The 23,723-nt window shown below is 45.7% G+C and carries 21 protein-coding genes and 1 other annotated feature; of the genes, 18 read left to right on the top strand and 3 right to left on the bottom strand.

The genetic code is table 11. The features are described 5' to 3' along the window. Nucleotides 1-2: 2 nt before the first annotated feature. The 17 genes from EV210_RS14805 to EV210_RS14885 all read left to right on the top strand — a co-directional run bounded on the left by EV210_RS14805 (nucleotide 3) and on the right by EV210_RS14885 (nucleotide 19,453). Nucleotides 3-329, top strand: coding sequence for a GRAM domain-containing protein (locus EV210_RS14805; RefSeq protein WP_132082090.1), 327 nt, complete (start codon nucleotides 3-5; stop codon nucleotides 327-329). Between the two features lie 124 nt (nucleotides 330-453). After that, a complete protein-coding gene (ytxC, locus tag EV210_RS14810; RefSeq protein WP_132082092.1) occupies nucleotides 454-1,368 on the top strand; it encodes a putative sporulation protein YtxC in 915 nt (304 codons plus the stop codon). Nucleotides 1,369-1,673: 305 nt separating this feature from the next. Next, the gene (thrS, locus tag EV210_RS14815) at nucleotides 1,674-3,587 is read left to right on the top strand and encodes a threonine--tRNA ligase (RefSeq protein ID WP_132082094.1); all 1,914 of its coding nucleotides are present in this window, start codon (nucleotides 1,674-1,676) and stop codon (nucleotides 3,585-3,587) included. 66 nt (nucleotides 3,588-3,653) lie between these two features. Then, nucleotides 3,654-3,782: a sequence feature (ribosomal protein L20 leader region), on the top strand. Between the two features lie 41 nt (nucleotides 3,783-3,823). Further along, entirely contained in the window at nucleotides 3,824-4,327 is a 504-nt protein-coding gene (gene infC, locus EV210_RS14820) for a translation initiation factor IF-3 (protein WP_132082096.1), read from the top strand. A gap of 15 nt (nucleotides 4,328-4,342) precedes the next feature. Further along, nucleotides 4,343-4,540, top strand: a complete 198-nt coding sequence (gene rpmI / locus EV210_RS14825) for a 50S ribosomal protein L35 (protein WP_132082098.1) — start codon at nucleotides 4,343-4,345, stop codon at nucleotides 4,538-4,540. Nucleotides 4,541-4,573: 33 nt separating this feature from the next. After that, entirely contained in the window at nucleotides 4,574-4,930 is a 357-nt protein-coding gene (gene rplT, locus EV210_RS14830; RefSeq protein ID WP_132082100.1) for a 50S ribosomal protein L20, read from the top strand. A 194-nt stretch (nucleotides 4,931-5,124) separates the two neighbouring features. After that, on the top strand, nucleotides 5,125-5,973 hold the full coding sequence (locus EV210_RS14835) for a class II fructose-bisphosphate aldolase (protein WP_132082102.1): 849 nt from the start codon (nucleotides 5,125-5,127) through the stop codon (nucleotides 5,971-5,973). Nucleotides 5,974-6,119: 146 nt separating this feature from the next. Beyond that, nucleotides 6,120-6,929 (top strand): TrmH family RNA methyltransferase, encoded by an 810-nt coding sequence (locus EV210_RS14840; protein ID WP_132082104.1) that lies wholly within the window; start codon nucleotides 6,120-6,122, stop codon nucleotides 6,927-6,929. Nucleotides 6,930-7,007: 78 nt separating this feature from the next. After that, entirely contained in the window at nucleotides 7,008-7,097 is a 90-nt protein-coding gene (locus EV210_RS14845) for a YqzL family protein (protein ID WP_132082106.1), read from the top strand. A gap of 268 nt (nucleotides 7,098-7,365) precedes the next feature. Beyond that, nucleotides 7,366-8,388, top strand: coding sequence for a phenylalanine--tRNA ligase subunit alpha (gene pheS, locus EV210_RS14850; RefSeq protein WP_132082108.1), 1,023 nt, complete (start codon nucleotides 7,366-7,368; stop codon nucleotides 8,386-8,388). Between the two features lie 12 nt (nucleotides 8,389-8,400). After that, complete coding sequence (gene pheT / locus EV210_RS14855; RefSeq protein ID WP_132082110.1) at nucleotides 8,401-10,830, top strand: phenylalanine--tRNA ligase subunit beta; 2,430 nt, start codon at nucleotides 8,401-8,403, stop codon at nucleotides 10,828-10,830. 205 nt (nucleotides 10,831-11,035) lie between these two features. Beyond that, nucleotides 11,036-12,427: an amino acid permease gene (locus EV210_RS14860; protein ID WP_132082112.1), complete on the top strand. Its 1,392-nt coding sequence runs from the start codon at nucleotides 11,036-11,038 to the stop codon at nucleotides 12,425-12,427. Nucleotides 12,428-12,560: 133 nt separating this feature from the next. Then, a complete protein-coding gene (locus tag EV210_RS14865; RefSeq protein ID WP_243650567.1) occupies nucleotides 12,561-12,821 on the top strand; it encodes a cell division protein ZapA in 261 nt (86 codons plus the stop codon). 63 nt (nucleotides 12,822-12,884) lie between these two features. Continuing rightward, entirely contained in the window at nucleotides 12,885-13,553 is a 669-nt protein-coding gene (locus EV210_RS14870; RefSeq protein ID WP_243650568.1) for a DUF421 domain-containing protein, read from the top strand. Nucleotides 13,554-13,670: 117 nt separating this feature from the next. Continuing rightward, entirely contained in the window at nucleotides 13,671-14,585 is a 915-nt protein-coding gene (locus tag EV210_RS14875; protein ID WP_132082116.1) for an alkaline phosphatase family protein, read from the top strand. After that, on the top strand, nucleotides 14,582-17,077 hold the full coding sequence (locus EV210_RS14880) for a U32 family peptidase (protein ID WP_132082118.1): 2,496 nt from the start codon (nucleotides 14,582-14,584) through the stop codon (nucleotides 17,075-17,077). Before EV210_RS14875 ends, EV210_RS14880 begins: the two co-directional genes overlap by 4 nt. Nucleotides 17,078-17,089: 12 nt before the next feature. Continuing rightward, nucleotides 17,090-19,453 (top strand): endonuclease MutS2, encoded by a 2,364-nt coding sequence (locus EV210_RS14885; RefSeq protein ID WP_132082120.1) that lies wholly within the window; start codon nucleotides 17,090-17,092, stop codon nucleotides 19,451-19,453. 71 nt (nucleotides 19,454-19,524) lie between these two features. Here EV210_RS14885 and EV210_RS14890 read toward each other — a convergent pair whose 3' ends face one another. After that, nucleotides 19,525-20,130, bottom strand: a complete 606-nt coding sequence (locus tag EV210_RS14890) for a hypothetical protein (protein ID WP_132082122.1) — start codon at nucleotides 20,128-20,130, stop codon at nucleotides 19,525-19,527. Between the two features lie 14 nt (nucleotides 20,131-20,144). Then, nucleotides 20,145-20,465, bottom strand: a complete 321-nt coding sequence (locus EV210_RS14895; protein ID WP_132082124.1) for a YbaB/EbfC family nucleoid-associated protein — start codon at nucleotides 20,463-20,465, stop codon at nucleotides 20,145-20,147. 96 nt (nucleotides 20,466-20,561) lie between these two features. Here EV210_RS14895 and EV210_RS14900 point away from each other — a divergent pair, with 96 nt between their 5' ends. Further along, nucleotides 20,562-20,924, top strand: coding sequence for a hypothetical protein (locus EV210_RS14900; RefSeq protein ID WP_132082126.1), 363 nt, complete (start codon nucleotides 20,562-20,564; stop codon nucleotides 20,922-20,924). A 557-nt stretch (nucleotides 20,925-21,481) separates the two neighbouring features. Here EV210_RS14900 and EV210_RS14905 read toward each other — a convergent pair. Beyond that, nucleotides 21,482-23,674: a transglycosylase domain-containing protein gene (locus EV210_RS14905; RefSeq protein WP_424218048.1), complete on the bottom strand. Its 2,193-nt coding sequence runs from the start codon at nucleotides 23,672-23,674 to the stop codon at nucleotides 21,482-21,484. Nucleotides 23,675-23,723 lie beyond the last annotated feature (49 nt).

Here is a 23,723-nt window from a genome sequence, read left to right on the forward strand (position 1 = left end):
TAATGTACAGCTTTCCTCTTCAAGACAAGGAACAAATCGTAAAAAAAGGGCATGCCAGCATGTCGGTGGAAGGCAATGCCTTTAGCGGAGCTTTGTATTTAACGAATGAGCGGCTGGTGTTTGTCGGTTATTTACTGAATTTGAACCGTAAGTACCTGGAAGAGGTTCCTTTGGAGCATATAAGCGAATTGAAGAAGGAAAAAACTTTTTATTTTATACCGAATGCATTTACGGTAGTAAGCATACGGAACCGGGTTTTAAAAATTATTATCGCAAAGCGTGATGAATGGCTGAACGCTATTAGCAGGCAAGCAAGGCAGACCGAATGAAAGCACTCCTAAGGAGTGCTTTTTTTGTTGCTGATTCCCCAAGCTGCAGCATATCTGGCACCGGCTTTTTGTATGCAAATGCTTGGTGCCACATATACTATAACGTGGAAAGGAGTTGAGGTCTGTGAAACTGCTTTCAGTTGGGTTAACCGGTATCAGCCAGGATATTACCATGCGGCTGCAGCAGGATTGCTGCAGTTTGATGCACGAAGGATTTCGCATTGCGATTGATGAAATGAATCGGGGGAAGTATACGTTTATTGGCTGCAATATTGTTGAAGGAGAGTTATCCTTTCGCAATTATGAGCGGGTTAAAGACTCATTGAAAAACTATGTGGCAAAGATAGTGGCGGATTTTATCCTTGCTAATGAGGAAAAGACAATTATTCAGCGCCTTATTGAACGTAATTATCATTACTTCAGCAAAGAAGAACAAAAAATTATTTATGATAACTCGTTGAAGCTCCTTAATGACAGCAGCTGCTGTGTTATTCAGGACTTTAGTGCCGGATCACGGCGTAAGCGGATTATATCGCGCCTTATGGAATATCTTGATAATCATCATGAGCTGGTAGTCGATGGTTTTGTACAGTTCCGTTTGAAGGATTACCGGGACAATCTGGCCCAGATAGTAGACAAAGCGGTAGATGAACTAATGCTGGATCTGGAATATCAGGAGTTTATCCGGGTGCTGCGCTATTTTATTAATGTGCAGGAGCCACAGGTAGAGGAAACGCATGTCATTATTCAAGGAACCAGCAGTTTTAAACTTTTGGATGAGAATGGGCAGTCAATAGACAATCAATATCTGGACAGCTTTGATGCTCATTATTCGGACGAAATTAATTATCAGGATTTATTGATTACCGCTCTGATTGCTGTCTCACCGCATCATGTTGTATTGCATAATCCCTATTTACCGGCAACGAATGAGCTGATTCGTACGATTAAAAGCATATTTGAAGACCGGGTGATGCATTGCAGCGGCTGTGAATTGTGCAAAAGCAAAAGTGTTTCCCAAAATATTGACAGTGAGTAATTTCTTCTATATAATCAGTTTTAATATCATATATTTATCAGTAATGCCGAGGATATGATAAGTGGGGAATCGCCGTTCCAGAGAGAAAATGCCAGAGGCTGAAAGCATTTTACGGACTGACCATATTTGTTACCACCTCGAAACTGTCTGGCTGAACTTGCTGTAAGCCAGTCCGGGTCATTTCCCGTTATCACATGATCAAGTTGGGCTGCTGTGCAGTCAAACAGGGTGGAACCGCGTGAGTATAACTCTCGTCCCTTTTGGGATGAGAGTTTATTTTATTTGTTCGCAAGGAGGAATATAGTATGGAAAAAGTGCAAATTACTTTAAAAGACGGAACTGAGCGGGAGTATGCTGCAGGCACAACTTTGACACAAGTCGCAGAATCAATCAGCCGCGGCTTAGCGAAAAGTGCGCTTGTCGCCAAACTTGATGGTCAAGTGGCTGATTTGCGTACTCAGTTAACCAAGCCTGTACGGGTTGAATTTTTGACATTTGAAGATGAGGCAGGCAAAGATGCGTTGCGCCACAGTTCATCGCATATTCTTGCGCAGGCCGTAAAACGGGTATTTGGTGATGTTAAGATTGGTATCGGGCCGGCTATTGCAAATGGTTTCTATTATGATTTTGATACTGCCCACACCTTCACACCAGAAGATTTGGAAAAAATCCAAGCCGAAATGGAAAAAATCATAAAAGAAGATTTGCCTATAGAGCGGATCGAGGTCAGCAGACAGGAAGCGATAAAGCGCTTTGAAGAGCTAGGGGAGAACTACAAGGTTGAATTGATCCGTGATTTGCCCGAAGATGTTGTTATTTCCCTTTATCAGCAAGGAGAATTTGTTGATTTGTGTGCTGGTCCCCATGTAGCCTCCACTGGTAAAGTAAAAGTGGTAAAATTGCAGAACCTGGCCGGTGCCTACTGGCGTGGTGATGAAAAACGCAAGATGCTGCAGCGTATTTATGGTACATCCTTTGAAAAGAAAGCAGACCTTGATGCCTATCTCACGATGCTTGAAGAAGCTGCAAAACGGGACCATCGCAAGCTGGGTAAAGAATTAGATCTTTTCAGCATGCAGGAAGAAGGACCGGGTTTTCCCTTCTTTCATCCGAAAGGAATGATCATCCGCAATGAATTAGAAGCTTTCTGGCGTAAATTGCACGTCAAATATGGCTATCAGGAAATTAAGACGCCTATTATTTTGCATCAAAAACTTTGGCAGCAATCGGGACATTGGGATCATTACCGGGAAAACATGTACTTTACTAATATAGACGGTGAAGGCTATGCGGTTAAACCGATGAACTGCCCTGGCGGTATTCTGGTTTATCGCAGCCAGCATCACAGCTATCGCGATTTGCCTCTGCGTACGGCTGAACTTGGTCTCGTTCATCGGCATGAACTCTCTGGTGCACTCCATGGACTAATGCGTGTACGAAGCTTTACGCAGGATGATGCACACATCTTCATGCTGCCATCGCAGATTAAGCAGGAAATTATGGGCGTCATCGAGCTTTTTGATACTGTCTACCGTGTATTCGGCCTAAGCTATCATGCTGAGCTGAGCACGAAACCGGAAAAAGCAATGGGTTCGGATGAAATATGGGAAACTGCCACCAATGCCCTGCGGGAAGCAATGGAAGAAAAAGGCCTGGCTTTTAAAATTAACGAAGGTGATGGAGCTTTTTATGGTCCGAAGATTGATTTTCACCTGAAGGACTCGATCGGACGGACTTGGCAGTGCGGTACAATTCAGCTGGATATGCAGATGCCGGAACGGTTTGACCTTAATTATATCGGGGAAGACGGACAAAAACACCGGCCGGTTATGATACACCGGGTTGCTTATGGAAGTATGGAGCGGTTTATCGGTATTTTAATCGAGCATTTCGCCGGTGCATTCCCCATGTGGCTGGCTCCGGTCCAAGTGAAGATTCTGCCCATCACAGAGCGTCAGGTGGCTTATGCTGAGCAATTGGCCAAAGCAATGCGCGAGAAGGATATCAGGGTCGACGTGGATGACCGGAATGAGAAAATTGGCTATAAGATCCGTGAAGGCCAAATGGCTAAAGTTCCGTATATGCTTGTAATTGGTGATAAAGAAGTTGAAAATAATACTGTTGCAGTACGGAAACGGGGACAGGGAGACATCGGTGCCCAGGCAGTTGATGACTTTATTGCTGTCGTATTAGATGAAGTGGCTAAAAAAACAATTTAATTCCGTAATAAGGTAAAGTTGTTGACTTTTCTCATCGTGCATGGTAATATGTCCTAGTAAGTAAATATTTACAAGCAGAGGCCATCCGCTTCTCACCTTACAACGCATCTGGCTGTTCGTAAGGTATCAGGATTTAGCATAGTGATTTATGCTGTTTTTGCGGGTGGTGTATGCCATCCGCTTTAAATTTTTTATTTGAATTTATCAGGAGGTGAGCGGCAATTAGCAAAGACACTTTGAGGATTAATGAAGAAATCCGCGCAAGAGAGGTTCGGGTAGTTAGCGAATCAAATGAGCAATTAGGGATTATGTTGTTGAGGGATGCATTACGGGTTGCAGCTGAGCAGCAACTTGATTTGGTTGAGGTAGCCCCAACAGCTAAACCGCCAGTCTGCCGTATTATGGACTTTGGTAAGTTCAAATATGAGCAGCAGAAACGGGACAAAGAAGTTAAGAAAAAGCAGAAAACGTTTACTCTCAAAGAAGTTAAACTTCGCCCTAACATTGAAGATCACGATTTTGAGGTAAAATTGAAAAATGCTTTACGCTTCTTAGAAGATGGAGACAAAGTAAAAGTCACCATTATGTTCCGGGGGCGGGAGTTAAGTCATCCCGAACTTGGTAAACAGGTTCTTGTTCGAATGGCTGCTGAAGTTAAGGAAGTCGCTAATGTAGAGCGCGAACCGAAGCTTGAAGGAAAAAATATGATTATGATTCTTTCAGCAAAGCAACACAATTAAAAAGGAGGATACATCATGCCAAAAATTAAAACTCGTAGAAGCGCCGCTAAGCGGTTTAAAGTTACCGGCACTGGAGAATTCAAAAGGTCCAAAGCTTTCAAAAGCCATATTCTGGAGAAAAAATCTCCTGCCCGTAAACGTAATCTGCGCAAAGCTGGAATGGTAAGCAAATCTGATCATGAGCGCGTAGCAAGAATGCTGCCTTACGCATAAATCAGGTAATTTTTTAAATGGAGGTAATCAGACATGCCAAGAGTTAAAAAAGGTGTGACGGCTCACAGACGTCATAAAAAAATATTGAAATTAGCCAAAGGTTATCGTGGTTCTAAGAGCAAGCTGTTCAAAAAAGCTAATGAAACAGTAATGAAAGCTTTATACTATGCTCGCCGCGACCGCCGCGCTAAAAAACGCGAATTCCGCAAATTGTGGATTGCCCGTATTAACGCAGCTGCTCGTATGAATGGCATTTCCTACAGCCAGATGATCAATGGCTTGAGCAAAGCTGGTATTGAAGTAAACCGTAAAATGTTAGCTGATTTAGCTGTTAACGACATGGCTTCCTTCGGTAAGCTTGTTGAAACCGCTAAAGAGCAGCTCCAATAGAAATAAAAAACTCCTGTTCAGTCAGGAGTTTTTTTATTTGCCGCAATGGATGCATAATTACGGGTTTGCTGGAAATAATTTCATCATAAGACAATTTTAAATTTTAAGATAATTTTGGCAGGTGTTTCTTCAGCGATACTCGAATAGTATGTAGTAAGTGCATGACAAAAAAGGAATAGAAGGAGGAGTCAATCTTGGCCTTGGTTACTATGCATGAGCTTCTTCAGGATGCGCGCAAAAGGAAGTATGCAGTTGGTGGATTTAATGTTTTCAATTTCGAGACACTGGGAGCTGTGTTGGAAGTTGCTGAAGAGTTAAAGACCCCGCTCGTTTTAGGCATTCCGGAAAGATTATTTAAGTTTGTCGATGTAGAAACGCTAAGCGCTGCTTTAGTGCGAGCCGCACAAAAGTCCTCTATACCTGTTGCACTCCATCTTGACCATGGTTATAGTTATGAAGGTGTAATGCGAGCTATTCGCTGGGGATTTACCTCTGTTATGTTTGATGGGTCCCATCTGTCTATTCAAGATAATTTAAAACGCACAAAAGATATTACGCGAATAGCCCATTCTCTAGGCATTTCTGTCGAAGGGGAATTGGGCTATATTGGTTGTTATGACAATGCAGGTGATTTAACAGATGATAATTTAGTAAAACCGGAAGTCGCGGTAGATTTTGTCGATAAGACAAGAGTTGATGCGCTGGCCGTGGCGGTAGGCACAAGTCATGGCGGTTATCATGGCGCTCCTAAATTGAATTTTTCCCGGCTAAGTGAACTAAATAACAGCGTAAATGTGCCGCTTGTCATGCATGGCGGGTCAAGGCTGCATAAGGATGATTACCGGCACTCGATTCATTCCGGCATAAGCAAGATCAATATTGCGACAGATATGTCGCTGGCGGCGGCAGAAACCTTACGAACAGAATTGGGAAGAAGTGCAACTGCTAACTATGTAAATCTGATGAATGCCGTGAAGAAAGGCGTCAAAGAATCTGTTCGGAAATATATGCTCTGCTTTGATTGTATAGCAAAAGTTGTCTGAATGCTCAGCCTGCCTGATGAAGGCAGGCTTTAGTTTGATTTGTGTTCATTTATACATTATGATAAACTACTGCAGTAGTAGCACATTATCAGTCTAGCTGTCAGATACTTGAGCTACCGAATTTGGATGCCGGAGGAATTGAATTCATGGAGGTCATTGCAAGTACGCAAAATAGCCTGATAAAGCTGGCTGCATCATTAAAACAAAAAAAATATCGTGACGAAAACGGTGTATTCCCGGTAGAAGGAGTGCGTCTGGTAGAAGAAGCAATTCAAGCAGGCTGGGAAATTACTGCCTGCCTGGTCACAAAAAAGGCTCTTGATCAGGCACGTGTACAAACTATTATCCAGCAGCTTCAAGAGCGGCACTGCCGACTTGCTGAGCTTTCCGAAGGATTATATGAAAAAGTTACGGATACGGATCAGGCGCAGGGCATTATGGCAATTGTGAAAAAGAAGGAATTCTTGTTTGCTGATTTGGTTGCAGGTGAGCGACAGCCCTTAATTGCCGTTCTTGATAATGTGCAGGACCCAGGGAATGTGGGGGCCCTGATTCGTACCGCAGATGCTGCAGGCTGTACGGCTGTTATTCTCACGCAAGGGAGTGCCGATTTATTCAGCCCGAAAACTGTTCGTGCCACGATGGGATCAATCTTTCATCTGCCGGTGATTAGCAGAGTGAGTCCTTCGGAATTACTACACTATTTGCAGCAGTATCGCATTCAGCTTATTGCCACGGCATTAACCGCTTCTAAACCGTATTTTGAAGTGGAACTGACAGGGCCGGCTGCAATCGTCTTTGGTAATGAAGGCAATGGCGTGAGCGATGAGCTCTTGCAGCATGCTGCAAGTCGTTTGTTCATTCCCTTATATGGCCGGGCAGAATCGTTAAATGTGGCAGCAGCTGCTGCAGTAATTTTTTATGAGATTGCACGGCAGCAGCGTGCAGCCTTGTAATTTGAAAATCCATATGATATAATTAATAAAGCAATGACCTGAAATTTCCAACTATGAGCAGAGAGGGTGTGGTCCTCTATGGTGACCGCCGAATTATTCTGGAAAGTATTCGAAGCTACCGGTTCCATTGCTGCGTATATGTTTTATCGCCGCTTAATGATTCACTAATGAAATATACATTGCAATGACAGAGAGAGTACGTCAGAACCGGTCCTACAGGGAGGATATGCCGTCGATTGAGAGCTATCCGGATCGCCTGGCTGAAGTTCGCTCCGGAGCATCTGGCTGAAGAGTTTTTCTTGCGTAGGCTGGACGTCTTTTCCGCGTTAAAGGAAATTTGAGTGGTAATTTAGGGTGGTACCGCGGAAGTTAGACTTTCGCCCCTTCAGGGGTGGAAGTCTTTTTATTTTTTGAGATTAGTATTAGGAGGTATTATATGGAACAGCAATTGGAAGCTTTGCGTCAGGCAGCTCTCGAGGAACTGAAGCAAGTGTCCAACATGGACATGCTGAATGAACAGCGGGTCAAGTACCTTGGGAAAAAAGGCAGCCTGACAGCTGTTTTGCGCGGTCTGGGAGCACTTAGTGCCGAAATGCGCCCCCGTATGGGACAGATTGTTAATGAAATACGCACCGAGCTGGAAGAGGTAATCTCTGCTAAGGCAGAAGAACTAAAGCAAGCGGAATTAGCTCATAAGATTGCTTCTGAGCGTATTGATGTAACCTTGCCCGGCCGCCGGTCTGCTTTGGGAAGAAAGCATCCGTTGACTACAACATTGGATCGCATTAAAGAGACGTTTATGCGCATGGGATTTGATGTAGCAGAAGGACCGGAAGTAGAAAAAGATTATTATAATTTTGAAGCCCTTAATTTTCCGCCTGATCATCCCGCCCGTGATATGCAAGACTCATTTTACATAACAGAAGAGTTTTTGCTGCGTACCCATACTTCACCGGTACAAGTGCGAACCATGCAGTCCGGGGAACCTAATTCGCCGGTTCGGGTTATCGCTCCCGGCAAGGTTTACCGTTGGGACTATGATGCCACTCACTCACCCATGTTCCATCAGGTAGAAGGATTGGTTATTGATAAAGGGATTACGTTTGCTGACTTAAAAGGAACGTTAGAGCTGTTTATTCATGAAATATTCGGCAATGATGTTCGCGTGCGTTTCCGCCCCAGTTTCTTTCCTTTTACGGAACCGAGTGCTGAAGTAGATATTTCCTGTGTAATGTGCAAAGGCACAGGCTGCCGGGTTTGCTCGGGAACCGGCTGGCTGGAAATTCTGGGTTGTGGGATGGTTCATCCGCGAGTATTGGAATTAAGTAAATATGATCCGGCCCAAGTTAGCGGTTTTGCTTTTGGCATGGGCGTTGAGCGTATTGCTATGCTGGTGTACGGAATTGATGACTTGCGGTTATTCTTTGAAAACGATTTGCGCTTTTTGCGGCAATTTTAAGGAGGATATCATATGCACGCATCAATAAAATGGCTCAACGATTATGTTTCCATTACGGAAGCTCCTGAAATATTAGCTGATCAGCTTACAATGGCCGGGATTCCGGTAGCATCAGTAGATAGCCTGGGACAAAATATTCAAAATGTTGTTACCGGAAAGGTTATCGAAGTAAATCCTCATCCTGCGGCTGACCGCCTTAGTGTTTGCAAAATAAACATAGGGGAAAGTAAGGTAACAATTGTTACCGGTGCCACTAACGTTCGCGCTGGACAGATTGTACCAGTTGCTTTGGAAGGGGCTAAACTTCCCAGTGGTAAAACAATTGAAGCGGCGGAATTGCGGGGAGTTATGTCGCAGGGCATGTTATGCTCCGCTGAAGAATTGAATTTGGATGCCAAGATTATTGCACCTGAGTTACGCGAGGGTATCTATATTCTGCCGGCCGAAACTGCGGTCGGTATTAATATTCAGACAGCGCTGGGGTTAGATGACACGGTTTTAGAATTTGAGCTCACGCCTAACAGGGCAGATTGCTTTAGTGTGATCGGTCTTGCCCGTGAAGTAGCCGTGCTAACGAATACTACTGTAAAAAAACCCATGCTGGCTCTGCAGGAGCAGGGAGAGAGCAAAGCGAGTGCATTGGCTACTGTTGCCATTACTGAGCCGGCACTATGCTCACGCTTTGCGGCGCGTATTTTACAAAATGTGAAGGTGGCGCCTTCGCCTGTATGGATGCAGCATCGTTTGCAGGCTGCCGGTATGCGTCCGATCAATAATATAGTGGATGTCACAAACTTTGTAATGCTGGAAATGGGGCAACCCATGCATGCTTACGATTATAGCTTGCTCGCACGCCACAGTATTACGGTGCGCAAAGCAAATCCGGGTGAAAAGCTGACGACGCTTGATGGTGTGAAAAGAGAATTACACCCGGAAACCCTGGTTATTGCCGATGCGGTGCAGGCAGTTGGCATTGCCGGTGTAATGGGAGGCTTAGCTACGGAAGTAACAGCTGCCACGCAGACTGTTCTATTGGAAGCAGCTGCTTTTCAGGGAGCAAGCGTACGCCGTTCATCTAGGGCATTAGGGCTGCGTTCTGAGGCTTCGGGACGTTTTGAACGCGGCGTTGATACAGCAAACATTACCCGGGCTTTGGACCGGGCAGCCAAGCTGCTGGAAGATATGGGAGCTTGCAAAGTTTGTCCGGGCATTATCGATAATTATCCGGGTATTACATTGCCCCGGCAAGTGGTATTTACTGCTAAGCAAATCAATGCCTTCTTAGGTACTGAAATTCCTCAAGCGACGATGGTGGATATTTTGCGACGCCTGGAATTTGAACTTGATGTGCAGGGCGAACGAATTACCGTTACTGTACCCACCTGGCGCTCGGATGTAACCGGCCCGGCTGATATTAGCGAAGAAGTTGCCCGGATTTATGGCTATAACAAGGTGCCTACCACTACTCCGTCAGGACGCATGACAAGAGGCAGTCAAAGCTATACACAGTCGATTGCGGACCGATTAAAAAGCAGCTTAGCTGGTATCGGCTTTACGGAAACTATTTCGTTCAGCTTCATGCATCCTAATACCCTTGCTAAATTGAACTATACCGGCGATAGTCACTTATACCAGGGAATTGAAATTAGAAATCCGATAACGGATGAATTTCCCTGGCTGCGAACCACATTGCTGGGGGGCATTATGGATGTTCTGGTACGGAATCTTTCCCGTAAAAATGAAGACCTGAAAATTTTTGAGTTAGGGGCAGTGTATCAACCAGAACAACTGCCGCTGCAGGATCTGCCTAATGAGCCCCTCATGCTGTGTGGTGCTCTATGCGGACGCCGTACGGAAGTGGCCTGGAATCAGCCCCAGCAGGCAGTCGATTTTTATGATGCAAAGGGTGCTGTGGAAGAACTGCTGGCTAATCTGGGAATTACCCAGTACACGGTTAAAGCAGGTGAACATCCCTCGCTTCATCCAGGGAAAACAGCGATTTTTACGATCGGTGACGAAACGGTAGCGACTGTTGGTGAACTTCATCCGAAAGTACAGGCGGCCTTTGGAATTAACCGCAAAGTATATGTATTTGAGATACCGGTTAAGGCAGTGGTTAACCAAACCCGCTTAATCGGCAAGTATGAGCAGCTTCCCAAATTCCCGGCAATTGCCCGTGATTTGGCGCTGGTGCTGCCGGTTAGTGTGCCTGCTAGCCAAGTAACAGACGTCATTGTTGAAAATGGCGGCAATCTCTTAGCGGATGTAAAGCTGTTCGATGTTTATACTGGTGAACAAGTTCCAAATGGCTATCGCAGCCTTGCTTATTCATTAGTATTTCGTGCAGTGGACCGTACGTTGACGGATGCCGAAGTTGAGACTCACCATAAAAACATACTTGTTCATTTAGAAAAGACTTTATCGGCGAAATTGAGGGATTAAGAAAAAAATGTCCCCGAGAAAAGCACAAAAAACTCTTTACCCGCGTTTTACTTTGTGTTAAACTGTTAACCGTGGGTGGACGTGGAGCGAATAGTTGTTGTAGTATCGTCAGACCTGCCTGGGGCAGGTCTGTTATTTTGTCCTTAATAGATAATACAACTGGTAAGTCGCTTTGTTCCCGTTTATTTTAACGAGGGGGAAAAATATGAACATTCTGCGGACAAAAAAGATTGATGACTTAATTTCCAGTGCAGAAAGAAAAGGATTAAAGAAAACCCTTGGTGCCTCAGACATGGTTATGCTTGGTGTGGGCTGTATTATTGGCACAGGTATTTTTGTTCTGACGGGTGTGGCGGCAGCTAAATATGCTGGTCCTGGCATTATGCTTTCCTTTGTATTATCCGGGCTTGCCTGTGCATTTGCGGCCTTAGCCTACGCTGAACTGGCGTCAATGGTTCCGGTCGCCGGCAGTGCGTATACGTATTCATACGCCGCACTGGGAGAAATTATTGCCTGGATTGTGGGCTGGAATTTAATTTTGGAATATTCTGTAGGTTCTAGTGCGGTAGCCGCCGGTTGGTCGGGCTACATGGTCGGTTTATTAAAATCAGCAGGGATTGAACTTCCGAAAGCGTACACAGCTGTACCGGCTGACGGAGGCATAGTGAATCTGCCTGCGATGCTGATTGCGCTTTTTTTAAGTGTTTTACTTGTCAGGGGTACAAAAGAAAGTGCTACTTTGAATAAAATTTTAGTATTTATTAAATTGGCTGCCGTTTTTATTTTCCTGGTGTTAGCAGGCCCGAAAGTGAATCCTGCTAACTGGACTCCGTTTATGCCTTACGGATTCTCCGGAGTAGCCGGTGGTGCAGCAATTATCTTCTTTGCCTATATTGGCTTTGATGCTGTGGCTACAGCTGCAGAAGAGTGCCGTAACCCTAACCGGGATTTGCCGATTGGAATCATCGGCTCCTTAGTTGTCTGCACGATCTTATATATCGCTGTAGCAGCTGTGCTGACAGGTGTTGTTCCGTATACGGAGCTCAATAATGCCGAGCCGGTTGCTTATGCACTACGTGCTATTGGTTATAACCTGGGTTCTGCATTGGTTGGAACAGGCGCTATTGCCGGTATTACAACCGTACTGCTCGTACTCATGTATGGCCAGACAAGAGTCTTTTTTGCCATGTCGCGCGACGGACTCATTCCTGCCGGTATATGTAAAGTCCATCCTAAATATGGAACGCCGCATGTCATTACGATATTGGCCGGTGTGGCAGTAGCGTTAATTGCTGGGTTCACTCCTATTGGAATTATTGCGGAGTTAACCAATATCGGGACATTGTTCGCCTTTGTTGTTGCTGCTATCGGGGTTTTTGTCTTACGGAAAACCCGGCCGGATCTGCATCGTCCGTTCCGCTGTCCTGCCGTTTCCATTGTGGCACCTCTGGCGGTTTTATCCTGTGGTTACCTCATGTATAACCTGCCCGGCGAAACTTGGCTGCGTTTCTTTATCTGGAGTGCGATTGGCTTTGCCGTCTACTTTCTTTACAGCTATCGTAACAGTGAGCTGAATAAACAGAAAACAGCAAATTAATACTAATAGTAAAAAGAACCGTTTATGACAAGGACGCATAAACGGTTCTTTCTTTTTTGTATTGCAGGAAAAACCAATTATAGGTAGAATCTTATACATTTGACATAGAAAGAACATACTTGAATAGGTGGAAATGATGAGTGCGACAAAGTCTAAGGTTACTGTAGAAATATATGGAGAGCCCTATAACATCAAAGGTGAAGGAGAGCCGGAGCGCATTCGCCGGGTCGCCTTACTGGTTAATGAACAAATGAAGCAGATTGCCTTGGCAAATCCGTCATTAACGCCTGCGAAAATTGCTGTTTTGACAGCGCTGAATCTAGCAGATGAGTTTTTGCGCCTGGAAGAAGATTACCGTCAAATGATCCATATGCTGCAGGAAGAAAAACCATAATTGGCGATAAAGAATACCTCTTTGACTGTTTGTTTATACTACAAATAGAAAAGGGGTGAGAGTGTGTTTGGCTATGAAGGATCAGGAATCGTTATTCTGAGGATGACGATTATTTTTGCTGTTGCGCTTATTGTTGTACGTGCCATGGGTAACAGGGCGGTAGGCCAGTTATCACCCTTTGACTTTGTACTGATGGTAGGCATTGGCGACATTGTTGCCAATGTGGCTATGGACAAATCAGAACACTTACTGCTGGGGGCAGAGGGCTTAGTTGGCTTATTAATATTGCAGAAGCTTTTATCCTATTTGGCGTTGAAAAACACTACCTTGCGCAAGTGGTTTGAAGGAGCACCTGTTACGTTAATTGAAAACGGCAAAATTCTTCCCCATAACTTTATAAAACATCACGTTAATTATGACGACTTACGGCAGGAACTGCATAAAACCGGTATGGATATGACGAATATTAAAGACATTAAAGTTGCCAGGCTGGAAAGCTGCGGTTCGTTTTCGATCATCCTTACCGCTGAAGCAGAGCCGCTGACCAGACGGGACTTTGAAAAATACCTTCAAGATATCTATGATAATCCTCTCAGCCCTCTTGGCAAGCAAGCTGCGAAATTTGAGCAATTTATGAAAGATGTCAATATTCTTGCCGAGAATTTCCGCAAAGGGCAGGAGCCGGCTGCGAAAACGAAAGAGGATGAAGGAGACAATCAACGTAAGTATTAAAAGAGGAGGGCTTCCCTTCTTTTTCTTTATCTAGCCGGAAAGGTACCCAAGGCTTCCACCTGCGCCCTAAAGGACTTGGTGCAAGCCAAGTCTTTTCTAATGCTGAGGTGTGAGTAAGTGAAGATATTGCTAATTTTTATTGATGGAATGGGTTTAGGGAGATACGAAGCCGCAAGCAACCCCTTTGTTCGTTTTGATCCTCGTTTCTTTAAAGAACTTTTTGGACAGCCTTTAACGATAGAATTGGGGCGTTTTTATCATCCTGAAGGTTGTCTTGTGCCGACGGATGCCTGTCTTGGCGTGCCAGGATTGCCGCAAAGCGCTACCGGTCAAACCGCCATCTTCACTGGCGTCAATGCTCCTCAGCTGATGTCGAGGCATATTCCCGGCTTTCCCGGACCGGCACTTGCCGGCATAATCAGGGAGCATGGCATTATGCGCCGCCTTGCTGAGCAGGGCTTTGCGGTAACGTCAGCCAATATGTATACACCCGGTTATCATGAACTGGTGACCATGAAAAAGCGGCGGTATTCAGTTACGACGCTTGTTATTCTGGAAGCAGGGATTGCGCTTCGCTCTTTACCGGAGATGCAGCAGGCACAGGCTGTTTATCAAGATTTGACCAATGATTTGCTTTTGCCATTGGAACTGCCTGGCGTAACCGGTATTACCCCGGCGGAGGCAGGAAGGCGATTAGTCAATATAGCAGAGAACCATCACTTTACGATGTTTGAATACTTTCAAACGGATCGGTACGGCCATAAGCAAAATTGGCTTACTGCAGAACAGGTTACCCGTCAATTAGATGAATTTTTATGTGCAGTTCGGGATTCTGTTTCTTCCGATATGACCGTGATAATTACCAGTGATCATGGAAATTTTGAAGATTTAAGTGTTAAAACTCATACGAATCATGCGGTACCAACCATAATAATGGGCAGCCGATGTCAGGAAGCAGCCACCCAAATAAACGATTTAACTCATATTACGCCGGTTATACTGTCGTTGCTTAAAGGAGAGAATTTTTTATGATTGAATTACTTGCCCCTGTGGGTAGTCAAGAGGCGCTCATTGCAGCTGTGGAAAGCGGCGCTGATGCGGTGTACCTTGGCGGAAAAGCGTTTGGAGCCCGTCATTATGCTCCCAATTTTACGGATGAAGAGTTGGCGGATGCTGTCCGCTTTGCCCATCTGCGCGGTGTATTCGTTTATGTAACGGTGAATACACTGGTAGATGACAGCGAACTGAAAGCGTTGCAAGATTATCTTGTCGGCTTATATAACATTGGGGTAGATGCGATTATTGTGCAGGATATTGGGGTAGCTGCTATTGCAAAGCAAGTAGTGCCTAAGCTGGATATTCACGCCAGTACGCAAATGACGGTACATAATTTGGATGGGGTCCAATTTCTGGCTGAGCAAGGATTTAAACGGGTTGTACTTGCCCGGGAAGTGTCAATGGAAGACATTCGCCATATTTGCAAGCATTCGCCTATTGAAATTGAGACATTCATCCATGGTGCATTGTGTATATCGTATTCCGGGCAATGTCTGATGAGCAGTTTAATTGGCGGACGCAGCGGCAATCGCGGACGCTGCGCGCAACCCTGCCGCCTGCCATACACCTTGGTGAACAAAGAGGGGCAGGATGTATTGGAAAACTGCGATAACGGTGAATATCTGCTTAGTCCCAAAGATATGAATACAATTGAGCTGATCCCTGAACTCATTGAGGGAGGCATTGTTTCTTTTAAAATAGAGGGCCGAATGAAACGGGCGGAATATGTGGCAGTCGTAGTAGATACGTATCGCCGCGCAATTGACTCGTATTTACTGAATCAGGAAGCGTATCATGTAACAGATCAAACCCAAAGAAACTTAGCCCAAATTTTTAATCGAGACTTTACTACTGCTTATTTAAAAAGGAAAGAAGGCCGCCAGATGATGAGCGACCGCCGGCCTAATAACCGGGGCGTACGCATTGGGCGCGTTTTAGCCTATGACAGCACAACTAAAACAGCCGTTATTAAATTGGATGAGGCCCTAGCCATAGGGGATATGGTTGAATTTTGGGTTAAGGTTGGCGGGCGGGTTAATACCAGTGTTACATCCATAACGGTGGCAGGCCAGCCAGTTACGCAAGCTGCAGCTGGAGTGGAAGTAACGATTCCTGTTCACGGCCCTGGTATCCGGGTCAGTGACAGGGTATTTAAAACTTTTGATGCCAGACTAATGGAACAGGCCAGAGCATTCTTCAATTCACCGACAGCAGTTCGGCGCATTCCTGTTGATGTTGAGGTCGAGGCAGCAATCGGCAGGCCGCTGGTTATTCGGATGAAGGATGCTGAAGGGTACAGCGGAGAAGCCAAAACCGAATTTATTGCCCAAGCAGCTCTTAAAAGGCCTTTGACAATTGACACTGTAACCAAGCAGGTAGATCGCTTAGGTACTACGGTTTTTGAACTCAAGTCGCTGGATTGCCGTATTGAAGGCGAGCTTATGGTGCCGGTAAGTGAAATCAATGAAGCGCGGCGAAAAGCGGCAGAAGCACTGGAGGAAGACCGGTTATCACGGTTTGCCCGAACCCGGCTGTCGGCCCCGCGGTATGTTGATCTGCCAGCCTATAAGACTGTTCAGCCGGCGCAAACCCAGCTAGCAGTGATGGTGGATTCGCTGGAAAAAGTGAAAGCGGCCGTAGAAAATGGCGCCGACTGGGTTATATTCGGCGGTGAAAGTTTTCATCACTTACCTTTTACAACCAGTGACTACACACAGGCAGTAAAGCTGTGCCGGGATAGAAATGTAAAGATCATGTTAACTACGCCCAGATTAATCAAAGAGTGGCAAGTTCCCGGGATTAAGCAGGAATTGCAGCTGTTTACGGAACTCTGTCCGGACGCGATTGGCGTATCGAATATTGGTACGCTGCACATGCTCCAGGAGATTAACAGCCCGGTTAACCTGCATGGCGATTTTTCGCTTAATGTTTACAATAGCATTACAATTGATTTTCTTGCTAAGCAAGGCCTCAGCAGCCTAACGCTTTCGCCGGAACTAAATTTTACCCAAATTGAGAATCTGACGGCCCGTTCAAACACATCACTTGAATGTATTGTTCACGGGCATTTGACTATGATGATTTCTGAGTATTGTGCTGTGGGCAGCTACTTGGGACAACTGCATACCGGTACTTGTAATCAAGCTTGCTTGCGTGGACAGTACTGGTTAAAAGACCGCCTTGATGAAAAATTTCCGATTGTTACCGATCAATACTGCCGTATGCATATTTTAAATGCCAAAGAATTGAACATGGCTATTCATGTACCGCGGTTTTCCCGAATTGGAATCAAGCGCATCCGGATTGAGGCCAAACAAGACTCGCCGCAAAGGGTGGGAGAGGTAACAAAGTTATATCGCGAGCTGCTCCGGCAGGGGGAAAATCACTACTTATTTGCGCCAGGAAACCAGGAAAGAGTGGACAACAGCGACATAACCAGAGGTCATTATTTCAGGGGCGTATTGTAAGGAGAAATACAAATGGATTCATCCGTATGTAAAGCATTAGAATACCCAAAAATAGTAAGTCTACTTGCTGATAAAGCCGGATCGGTGATGGCAAAAGAGATTGCGCTTAACTTAACACCTACGGCCGAACGGGAAGAAGTAGAAAAACGACTGCAGGAAACAGCAGAGGCACTGGAGGTGCTGATAGCCGCTGCCACCGTTCCCCTGGGCGGGATCCGGGATATTCGTGCAGCTATGAAGCGTGCCGAGATTGGTGCTATGCTGGAACCCCAGGAAATGTTAGCAATTGGCAGCACTCTTTATGCAGCTCGGCGCATCAAGAACTTTTTTGCAGAATATAACAAGCCTTTGTCGGTACTGGAAGAAACGGCCGCTGCTATTACCATACTGCGCAATTTGGAGAATATAATAGAAAATACAATTACCGAGCAGGGGCAGGTCCGGGATGATGCAAGCGTTGAGCTGGCCCGGTTGAGACGGGAAATACGAACAGCTCAGAGCCGGGTCAAGGAAAAAATAGAGCATATTTTGCACTCCGGCGAGTATCAGAAATATTTCCAGGATGCACTGGTTACGGTGCGTGGCGATCGTTATGTTATTCCGATTAAGCAGGAATACCGGCATCAGTTTCCAGGGATCGTACACGATCAATCCGCCAGCGGCTCAACGGTTTTTATCGAGCCGATGGCTGTTGTGCAGTTAAACAATGATATGAAGCAAGCCATGGCGGCGGAAAAAAATGAAATTGAACGTATTTTGACACTAGTTTCTGCGCAGATCGCGGCCATGGTAGAAGCAATCCGAAGAAATTGCACAGCCTTAGCCCAGCTTGATTTTGCTTTTGCAAAAGCCCGGCTTAGTTTGGAGATGGGTGCTGAGAAGCCGATTGTGAACCAAAAGGGACATGTCCGATTGATTGGGGCCAGGCATCCGCTTATTCCTAAAGAGGTAGTTGTCCCTATTGATGTTCATCTCGGCAAAGAGTTTACAACTCTCTTAATTACAGGGCCCAATACCGGCGGTAAAACCGTCAGCTTAAAAACAGTGGGACTTTTTTCCCTGATGATTCAGGCCGGATTATTTATTCCAGCGAAAGCCACCTCAGAAATGCCTTTGTTTCAAAATATATTTGCCGATATCGGTGATGAACAGAGTATCGAACAAAGCCTAAGTACGTTTTCCGGGCATATGACAAATCTGGTGCGTATCCTGCGGCAAGTAACCGCGCATGATCTTGTACTAATCGATGAAATTGGTTCAGGTACTGATCCCGGTGAAGGCGCTGCTTTGGCAATGGCGATATTGGAGTATCTTCACAACCTGGGAACGCGAACCATTGCTACGACTCACTACAGCGAATTGAAAACGTTCGCCTATTCCCGCCAGGGAATTGAGAATGCCAGTGTAGAGTTTAATATTGAGACGCTCAGACCTACCTACCGTCTGTTGATTGGCGTCCCGGGAAGCAGCAATGCTTTTAATATCAGTCTGCGCCTGGGGCTTTCTCAGCCAATCATTAGCAGAGCCAAGGAACTTCTGGATGAGGAGCATGCTGAATTTGAGGCCGTTTTGGCTGCATTAGATGCCAAGCAGCGGGAGTATGCAAAAAGAAGTGCAGAAATACAGGTGCTGGAAAGAGAAGTTACTTCCTTACGGGAAGTATTAACCCGGGAAAAAGAACAGCTGGAAACGAAACGGCGTGATATCCTTGCTAAAGCTCAGGAGCAGGCGGGCACTCTCATCCGTCAGGCACGGCGGGATGCTGAAGGTGTCATTACTGAACTTAAGGCTCAATTTTCCGTGAACAGCGAAAAAGAGCGGCAAACAGCTATCAGCGGTGCAAGAAAAAAACTGCAGCAAGGGATGTCAGCTCTCTATTCCGACGACGATCAGGCGGATATGGAGGATGAGAACATTCCCCAGCCGGATGATCTTGAAGCGGGAATGCTGGTGTATGTAACTACTTTAAAGCAAAAGGGAACGGTTCTGGCTGTTGGCAGGGACGAAGTTACTGTTCAATTGGGCATTATGAAGATTAACGTTCCCCTGGTGAACTGCAGGCTGATTAGTGAAGCTCCTCAGCCGAGAAAAGTTCTGGCCAGGCGGGAAGTTAACGTTACAAAGGTACAGCAGATTTCCCGTGAGATTGACATACGGGGAACAACTGTGATGGAGGCAGAGGAACTGCTGAACAAATATATTGATGATGCCATTCTGGCCGGGCTGGCCGAAGTGCGGATCATTCACGGCAAAGGAACCGGTGCGCTGCGTAAGGGAATTCGAAACTATCTTACCGAACACCCTCACATCAAAGATATCCGCTTTGGCGATATGAATGAGGGCGGAGATGGCGTGACGGTTGCTCAACTGCTCTAGATCAGCATGACATGTACATAATGAAACAAAAGAGGTGTGGATAAAATCCACACCTCTTTTGGCTGTAAGAATCAAAAATTATTTTTCCATTCTAAATAACGGGTTTTATCCTTTGCAGGCAGAGTATCCGCCTCAGCGCTTATCAGCTCCGGAACAGCAGGTTCGGGGAAATTCATCTCCGGTATTTCTGCATCAGCTCCTGCCGTCACGGTTGCCGCAGGGGAATCTTTTTTTCCATCTCCCTTGCTATCCTGCTTTTCCTTTTCGCTTTTCTCGTGCTTGTTATCCCCGGCTCCGCTGAAATTGTTGATAAGCCCTAAGATGGCAGCAATGTTACCTGGAGTCATTTTGGATTTAATTTGCGGATTGTTTAACAACGGCAGAAGACTCATCAGAGCATCGCCGGAGCCACCGCCGCCCTCTGACTTCGTTAGCTGACCGAGTAGTTTTTGCAGGCCGTCAGCAGGTCCGGCAGAAGGAGATGCAGCGGATGCAGGAGTAGCAGCAGGAATCTGTGCTTCGACCGGTTGGCTGCGCTGTACGATAGACAGCAAACATAGCAGGGATAAGACGGTAGTAATTGTGTCAAACGTCATGCCGCCGCTCAGCGCATATTGAATCATTCTAAGTACGGTTTGAGATAAGGAAAGGGGATGCGTAGTTGCTTCAGTGGACATATAAGTGCCTCCTCTTAAAACAGACCAGGTATTTTCGGCAAGTTCATATCTCCGGCTAATTTGCTCATAGCCGCCTGATTGAGCTCACGGGATTTTGCCAGTGCGTTGTTCATAGTTGCTGTGATTAAATCCTGAAGCAGAACGGCATTTTCCGTAGTTAAATATTTCGGGTTCAGCTCAAGTGCAACCAGTTCCTGTTGACCGTTTAGCGTAATTTTGACTACGTCACCGCTCGATACTTCAATTCGTTCTTGTTTGAGATGTTCTTGTACCTGATCGACATTTTGCTGTACTTTTTTCACCATATCCATAAGACCGCCTAACTGTTCCAACATAATTATGCACCTCCTGTTTTTTCTGACCGAAGAGAGACCTTTTTTCCTGTTGTTTCATATATTAGATTAGATAATACACAACCGAAGGAGGACAACGTGATGCGATTACGATGGCGACGCTCTAAGAGTAAAAAGTTAAATCGTAACGGAAGAGATAAACCTAACGCTCTTGAAAATGTGCAAAAAAGTGAGGTCAAGGAAGCCGTACCGGTAAAGACTATTCGAGGACTTAAACGGCTGATAAGTGACCCCAATTTTAATATACAGATTATGACGGTGCTGCTTACCATGAATTCTGATAATGCGCGAATGGATAGAGGTCTGGAAACGATGACAACAACTGTTGATAAAGTGCGAAATATTACCGAACTTATTAATAATAGTATGCGCTCACTTAGAACGGCAGCCGAAGCACCCAGACAAATAAAACAGTTATTTAACAATACGAATCGAAGGTGAAAATCTAAGTTTTGTACAGTAACACTTCTTACTGGAACTCCATATATTGAAGTAGAAGGCGGACGGTAAATGATGCAGGAGGGAGAACTGTTTTATTTGCCGTCCTCAAATGAATGTTGAGGGAGGTATTCTAAATGGCAAGAGGTTGGGGCGGATGTGGCTTCGGTGGCAATAATGGAACATGGGTTGTTATTATTGTGATTATTCTTCTCTTATTCTTCCTGGAGGAAGATACGGATACCTGTCTGTAATTTTTGACTTGTACGCGGCGGGGAACACGCACAGCGTGTTCCTGCTGCTTCAGCAGCGGGCAAGCGATAAAATATCATACTAACATAGAAGACGAATTATTACTTATAATTTGACACGGAAGGAGGAAAGGTTTTATGAGCTGTTTTGGAGGTGGCCGCAGTAGTGTGGCTGTTATCATCATCATCATTATCTTATTGCTGTTCTTCTTTGAGGACGATACCGATTTCAGCTGCTAAAAATAAATATTAATAATGTATATGCGAGAAAGCAAAAAAAAACACGCGTAGTTTACGCGTGTTTTTTACTTAATTTTTTTTGTTATCCGGTTTTACCGGTGGGGGCGGGGGTGCAGCCGGAGAAGAAGACTTGCTATCTGCTTTGGGGGGCGGCGGAGTCAGTGTTTTATCATCGGCTGGTTCTGATGATTGCTCTGGTGACTTAGGATCTTTTGGATTTTTAGCGTCTTTATTTTTAGCGTCTTTATTTTTAGCGTCTTTTTCTTTGTCATCGACAAGCGGACTGGGTTTAGTCGGCTGCGTGCCGTCGACAAATATTTCCGAATGGACGTCTTTATTAGCCGGATCGGTAACAAGAAGGCCGTCTTTGTTGGAAACGGTCGCAGAGACAATACCGCCAGGACGGGGGAAATCTCTAACAGGGTACTTCGCAGCAGCTTCACTCATAAAGGCATTCCAGATGACGGCAGGGACACCGCCGCCTGTGATATCGCCGAGATAGCCGTCAGTGTCGTAGCCCATCCAGACGGAAGCTACCAGATCAGGCGTAAACCCAACAAACCAGGCATCTTTATTGTCATCGGTTGTGCCGGTTTTTCCCGCTGCCGGACGGCCAATATTTGCTGCCGTACCAGTTCCTCTGATAAGCACGCCCTTCATTATATCCGTCAAAATGTAGGCGCTCCGTTCGTTAATGACAACTTTTTCATGGGGAGTGTTTTGTTCTAATACTTTGCCGGCACGATCAACTACTTTAATAATGGAAGCCGGTTCAACACGCACTCCCTGATTAGCCAGAACGCCGTAGGCGCTGGCAATATCAATTGGAGTTACACCGCGGGTCAAACCGCCGAGGGCCATTGCCAAGTTACGGTCGTTAGTGTTGCCGCGCAGGACAAGCGTGGAAATACCCATTTGCTGTGCGTAATATAAGGGCTTGTCTACTCCCACGTGATTCGCCAGTTTGACTGCAATAACATTAAGAGACAATTCCAGGGCATTCCGCAGGGAAACTTCACCACGGAATTTACCATCATAATTTCCCGGCGTCCAGCTGCCAAAGGAAATTGGACTGTCGTCGACCCGGGTAGCGGCTGTCATGCCGCTCTCAATGGCTGCTAAATAGACAAATGGCTTGAAGGCAGAGCCTGGCTGCCGCTCTGCTAAAATGGCCCGGTTGAACTGATCGTTGCCGCGGCCGCCGACCATTGCTTTGATGTAGCCTGTATGAGGATCAATGGCAACAAGTGCTCCTTGCGGCTGTTTTATCCCGCTTTTATCCGTATAGGCTGTAGGCAGGCGCTTCATAGCCTGTTCGGCTGCCTGCTGCATATCTAAGTCCAGGGACGTGTAAATTTTTAAACCTTCTTTATATACAGCATCTGCGCCATATTTATCAATTAACTGCTGGGTGACATAATCAATAAAGTAGGAAGCAAATTCGCCGCTGCTGGAGGCAGTAGCCAGTTTAATTTCTTTGGATTTTGCCTGTGCGGCGGTTTCTGCATCAATGTAACCGTACTTTACCATTTGATCAAGGACGGTTGCCTGGCGTTCTTTTGCCGCTTTGATATTGCTCAGCGGCGAATAGTAGTTAGGGCTTTGCGGCAGGCCGGCAATCATCGCAGCCTCCGCCAGGTTCAGGTCTTCAACATTCTTACCAAAATATACTCTGGAAGCAGCCTGCACTCCATAGGCCCCTTGGCCAAAATAAATTTGGTTCATATACATCTCCAGGATTTCAGGCTTGCTGAACTGGCGTTCAATCTGCAGGGCTAAAAAAGCTTCCTGAATTTTCCTTTTTAATGTTCGGTCCTGTGAGAGCAGGGCATTGCGTGCCAATTGCTGCGTAATTGTGCTGCCGCCTTCCGAAACGCCCCGGTCGGTAATGTTTGACCAGACGGCACGCAGGATGCCGCGGGGGTCAATGCCCATATGCTGATAAAAGCGGGCATCTTCGGCAGCGATAAAAGCATTTTGTAGATTCTGAGGAATTTTACTGATCGATACAGGCAGGCGGTTTTCTACCGAATGAATAGTAGTAATTAGCTTGCCGTTAGAATCGAAAATTTGGGATGAGGCTGCAGGACGAATTTCCCCTTTTAGACTAGGCATGGTGTGAATGCTTGCCGTTAGGAAACCAAGACCTGCGCCTGTAATCATTACAATAAAGACAATAACTGAGATAATAGCAATTTTTGAAAAGGCGCCTTTCGGGCGACGACGTTCACCCGTACCGCCATTATTGCGATTGCTCATGATGACCTCCTTTGGTGCCGATATCTCAATCATTATATCATACATCCACAGA

Source organism: Anaerospora hongkongensis, from assembly GCF_004339805.1.
Lineage (GTDB): Bacteria > Bacillota > Negativicutes > Sporomusales > DSM-15969 > Anaerospora > Anaerospora hongkongensis.

Excerpts from the sequence above, each read along its gene's own strand:
- EV210_RS14805 (WP_132082090.1), top strand. The coding sequence starts at position 3 with ATGTACAGCTTTCCTCTTCAAGACAAGGAACAAATCGTAAAAAAAGGG.
- thrS (WP_132082094.1), top strand. The coding sequence starts at position 1,674 with ATGGAAAAAGTGCAAATTACTTTAAAAGACGGAACTGAGCGGGAGTAT.
- rpmI (WP_132082098.1), top strand. The coding sequence starts at position 4,343 with ATGCCAAAAATTAAAACTCGTAGAAGCGCCGCTAAGCGGTTTAAAGTT.
- rplT (WP_132082100.1), top strand. The coding sequence starts at position 4,574 with ATGCCAAGAGTTAAAAAAGGTGTGACGGCTCACAGACGTCATAAAAAA.
- EV210_RS14840 (WP_132082104.1), top strand. The coding sequence starts at position 6,120 with ATGGAGGTCATTGCAAGTACGCAAAATAGCCTGATAAAGCTGGCTGCA.
- EV210_RS14845 (WP_132082106.1), top strand. The coding sequence starts at position 7,008 with ATGGTGACCGCCGAATTATTCTGGAAAGTATTCGAAGCTACCGGTTCC.
- pheS (WP_132082108.1), top strand. The coding sequence starts at position 7,366 with ATGGAACAGCAATTGGAAGCTTTGCGTCAGGCAGCTCTCGAGGAACTG.
- pheT (WP_132082110.1), top strand. The coding sequence starts at position 8,401 with ATGCACGCATCAATAAAATGGCTCAACGATTATGTTTCCATTACGGAA.
- EV210_RS14860 (WP_132082112.1), top strand. The coding sequence starts at position 11,036 with ATGAACATTCTGCGGACAAAAAAGATTGATGACTTAATTTCCAGTGCA.
- EV210_RS14865 (WP_243650567.1), top strand. The coding sequence starts at position 12,561 with ATGATGAGTGCGACAAAGTCTAAGGTTACTGTAGAAATATATGGAGAG.
- EV210_RS14880 (WP_132082118.1), top strand. The coding sequence starts at position 14,582 with ATGATTGAATTACTTGCCCCTGTGGGTAGTCAAGAGGCGCTCATTGCA.
- EV210_RS14885 (WP_132082120.1), top strand. The coding sequence starts at position 17,090 with ATGGATTCATCCGTATGTAAAGCATTAGAATACCCAAAAATAGTAAGT.
- EV210_RS14890 (WP_132082122.1), bottom strand. The coding sequence starts at position 20,130 with ATGTCCACTGAAGCAACTACGCATCCCCTTTCCTTATCTCAAACCGTA.
- EV210_RS14895 (WP_132082124.1), bottom strand. The coding sequence starts at position 20,465 with ATGTTGGAACAGTTAGGCGGTCTTATGGATATGGTGAAAAAAGTACAG.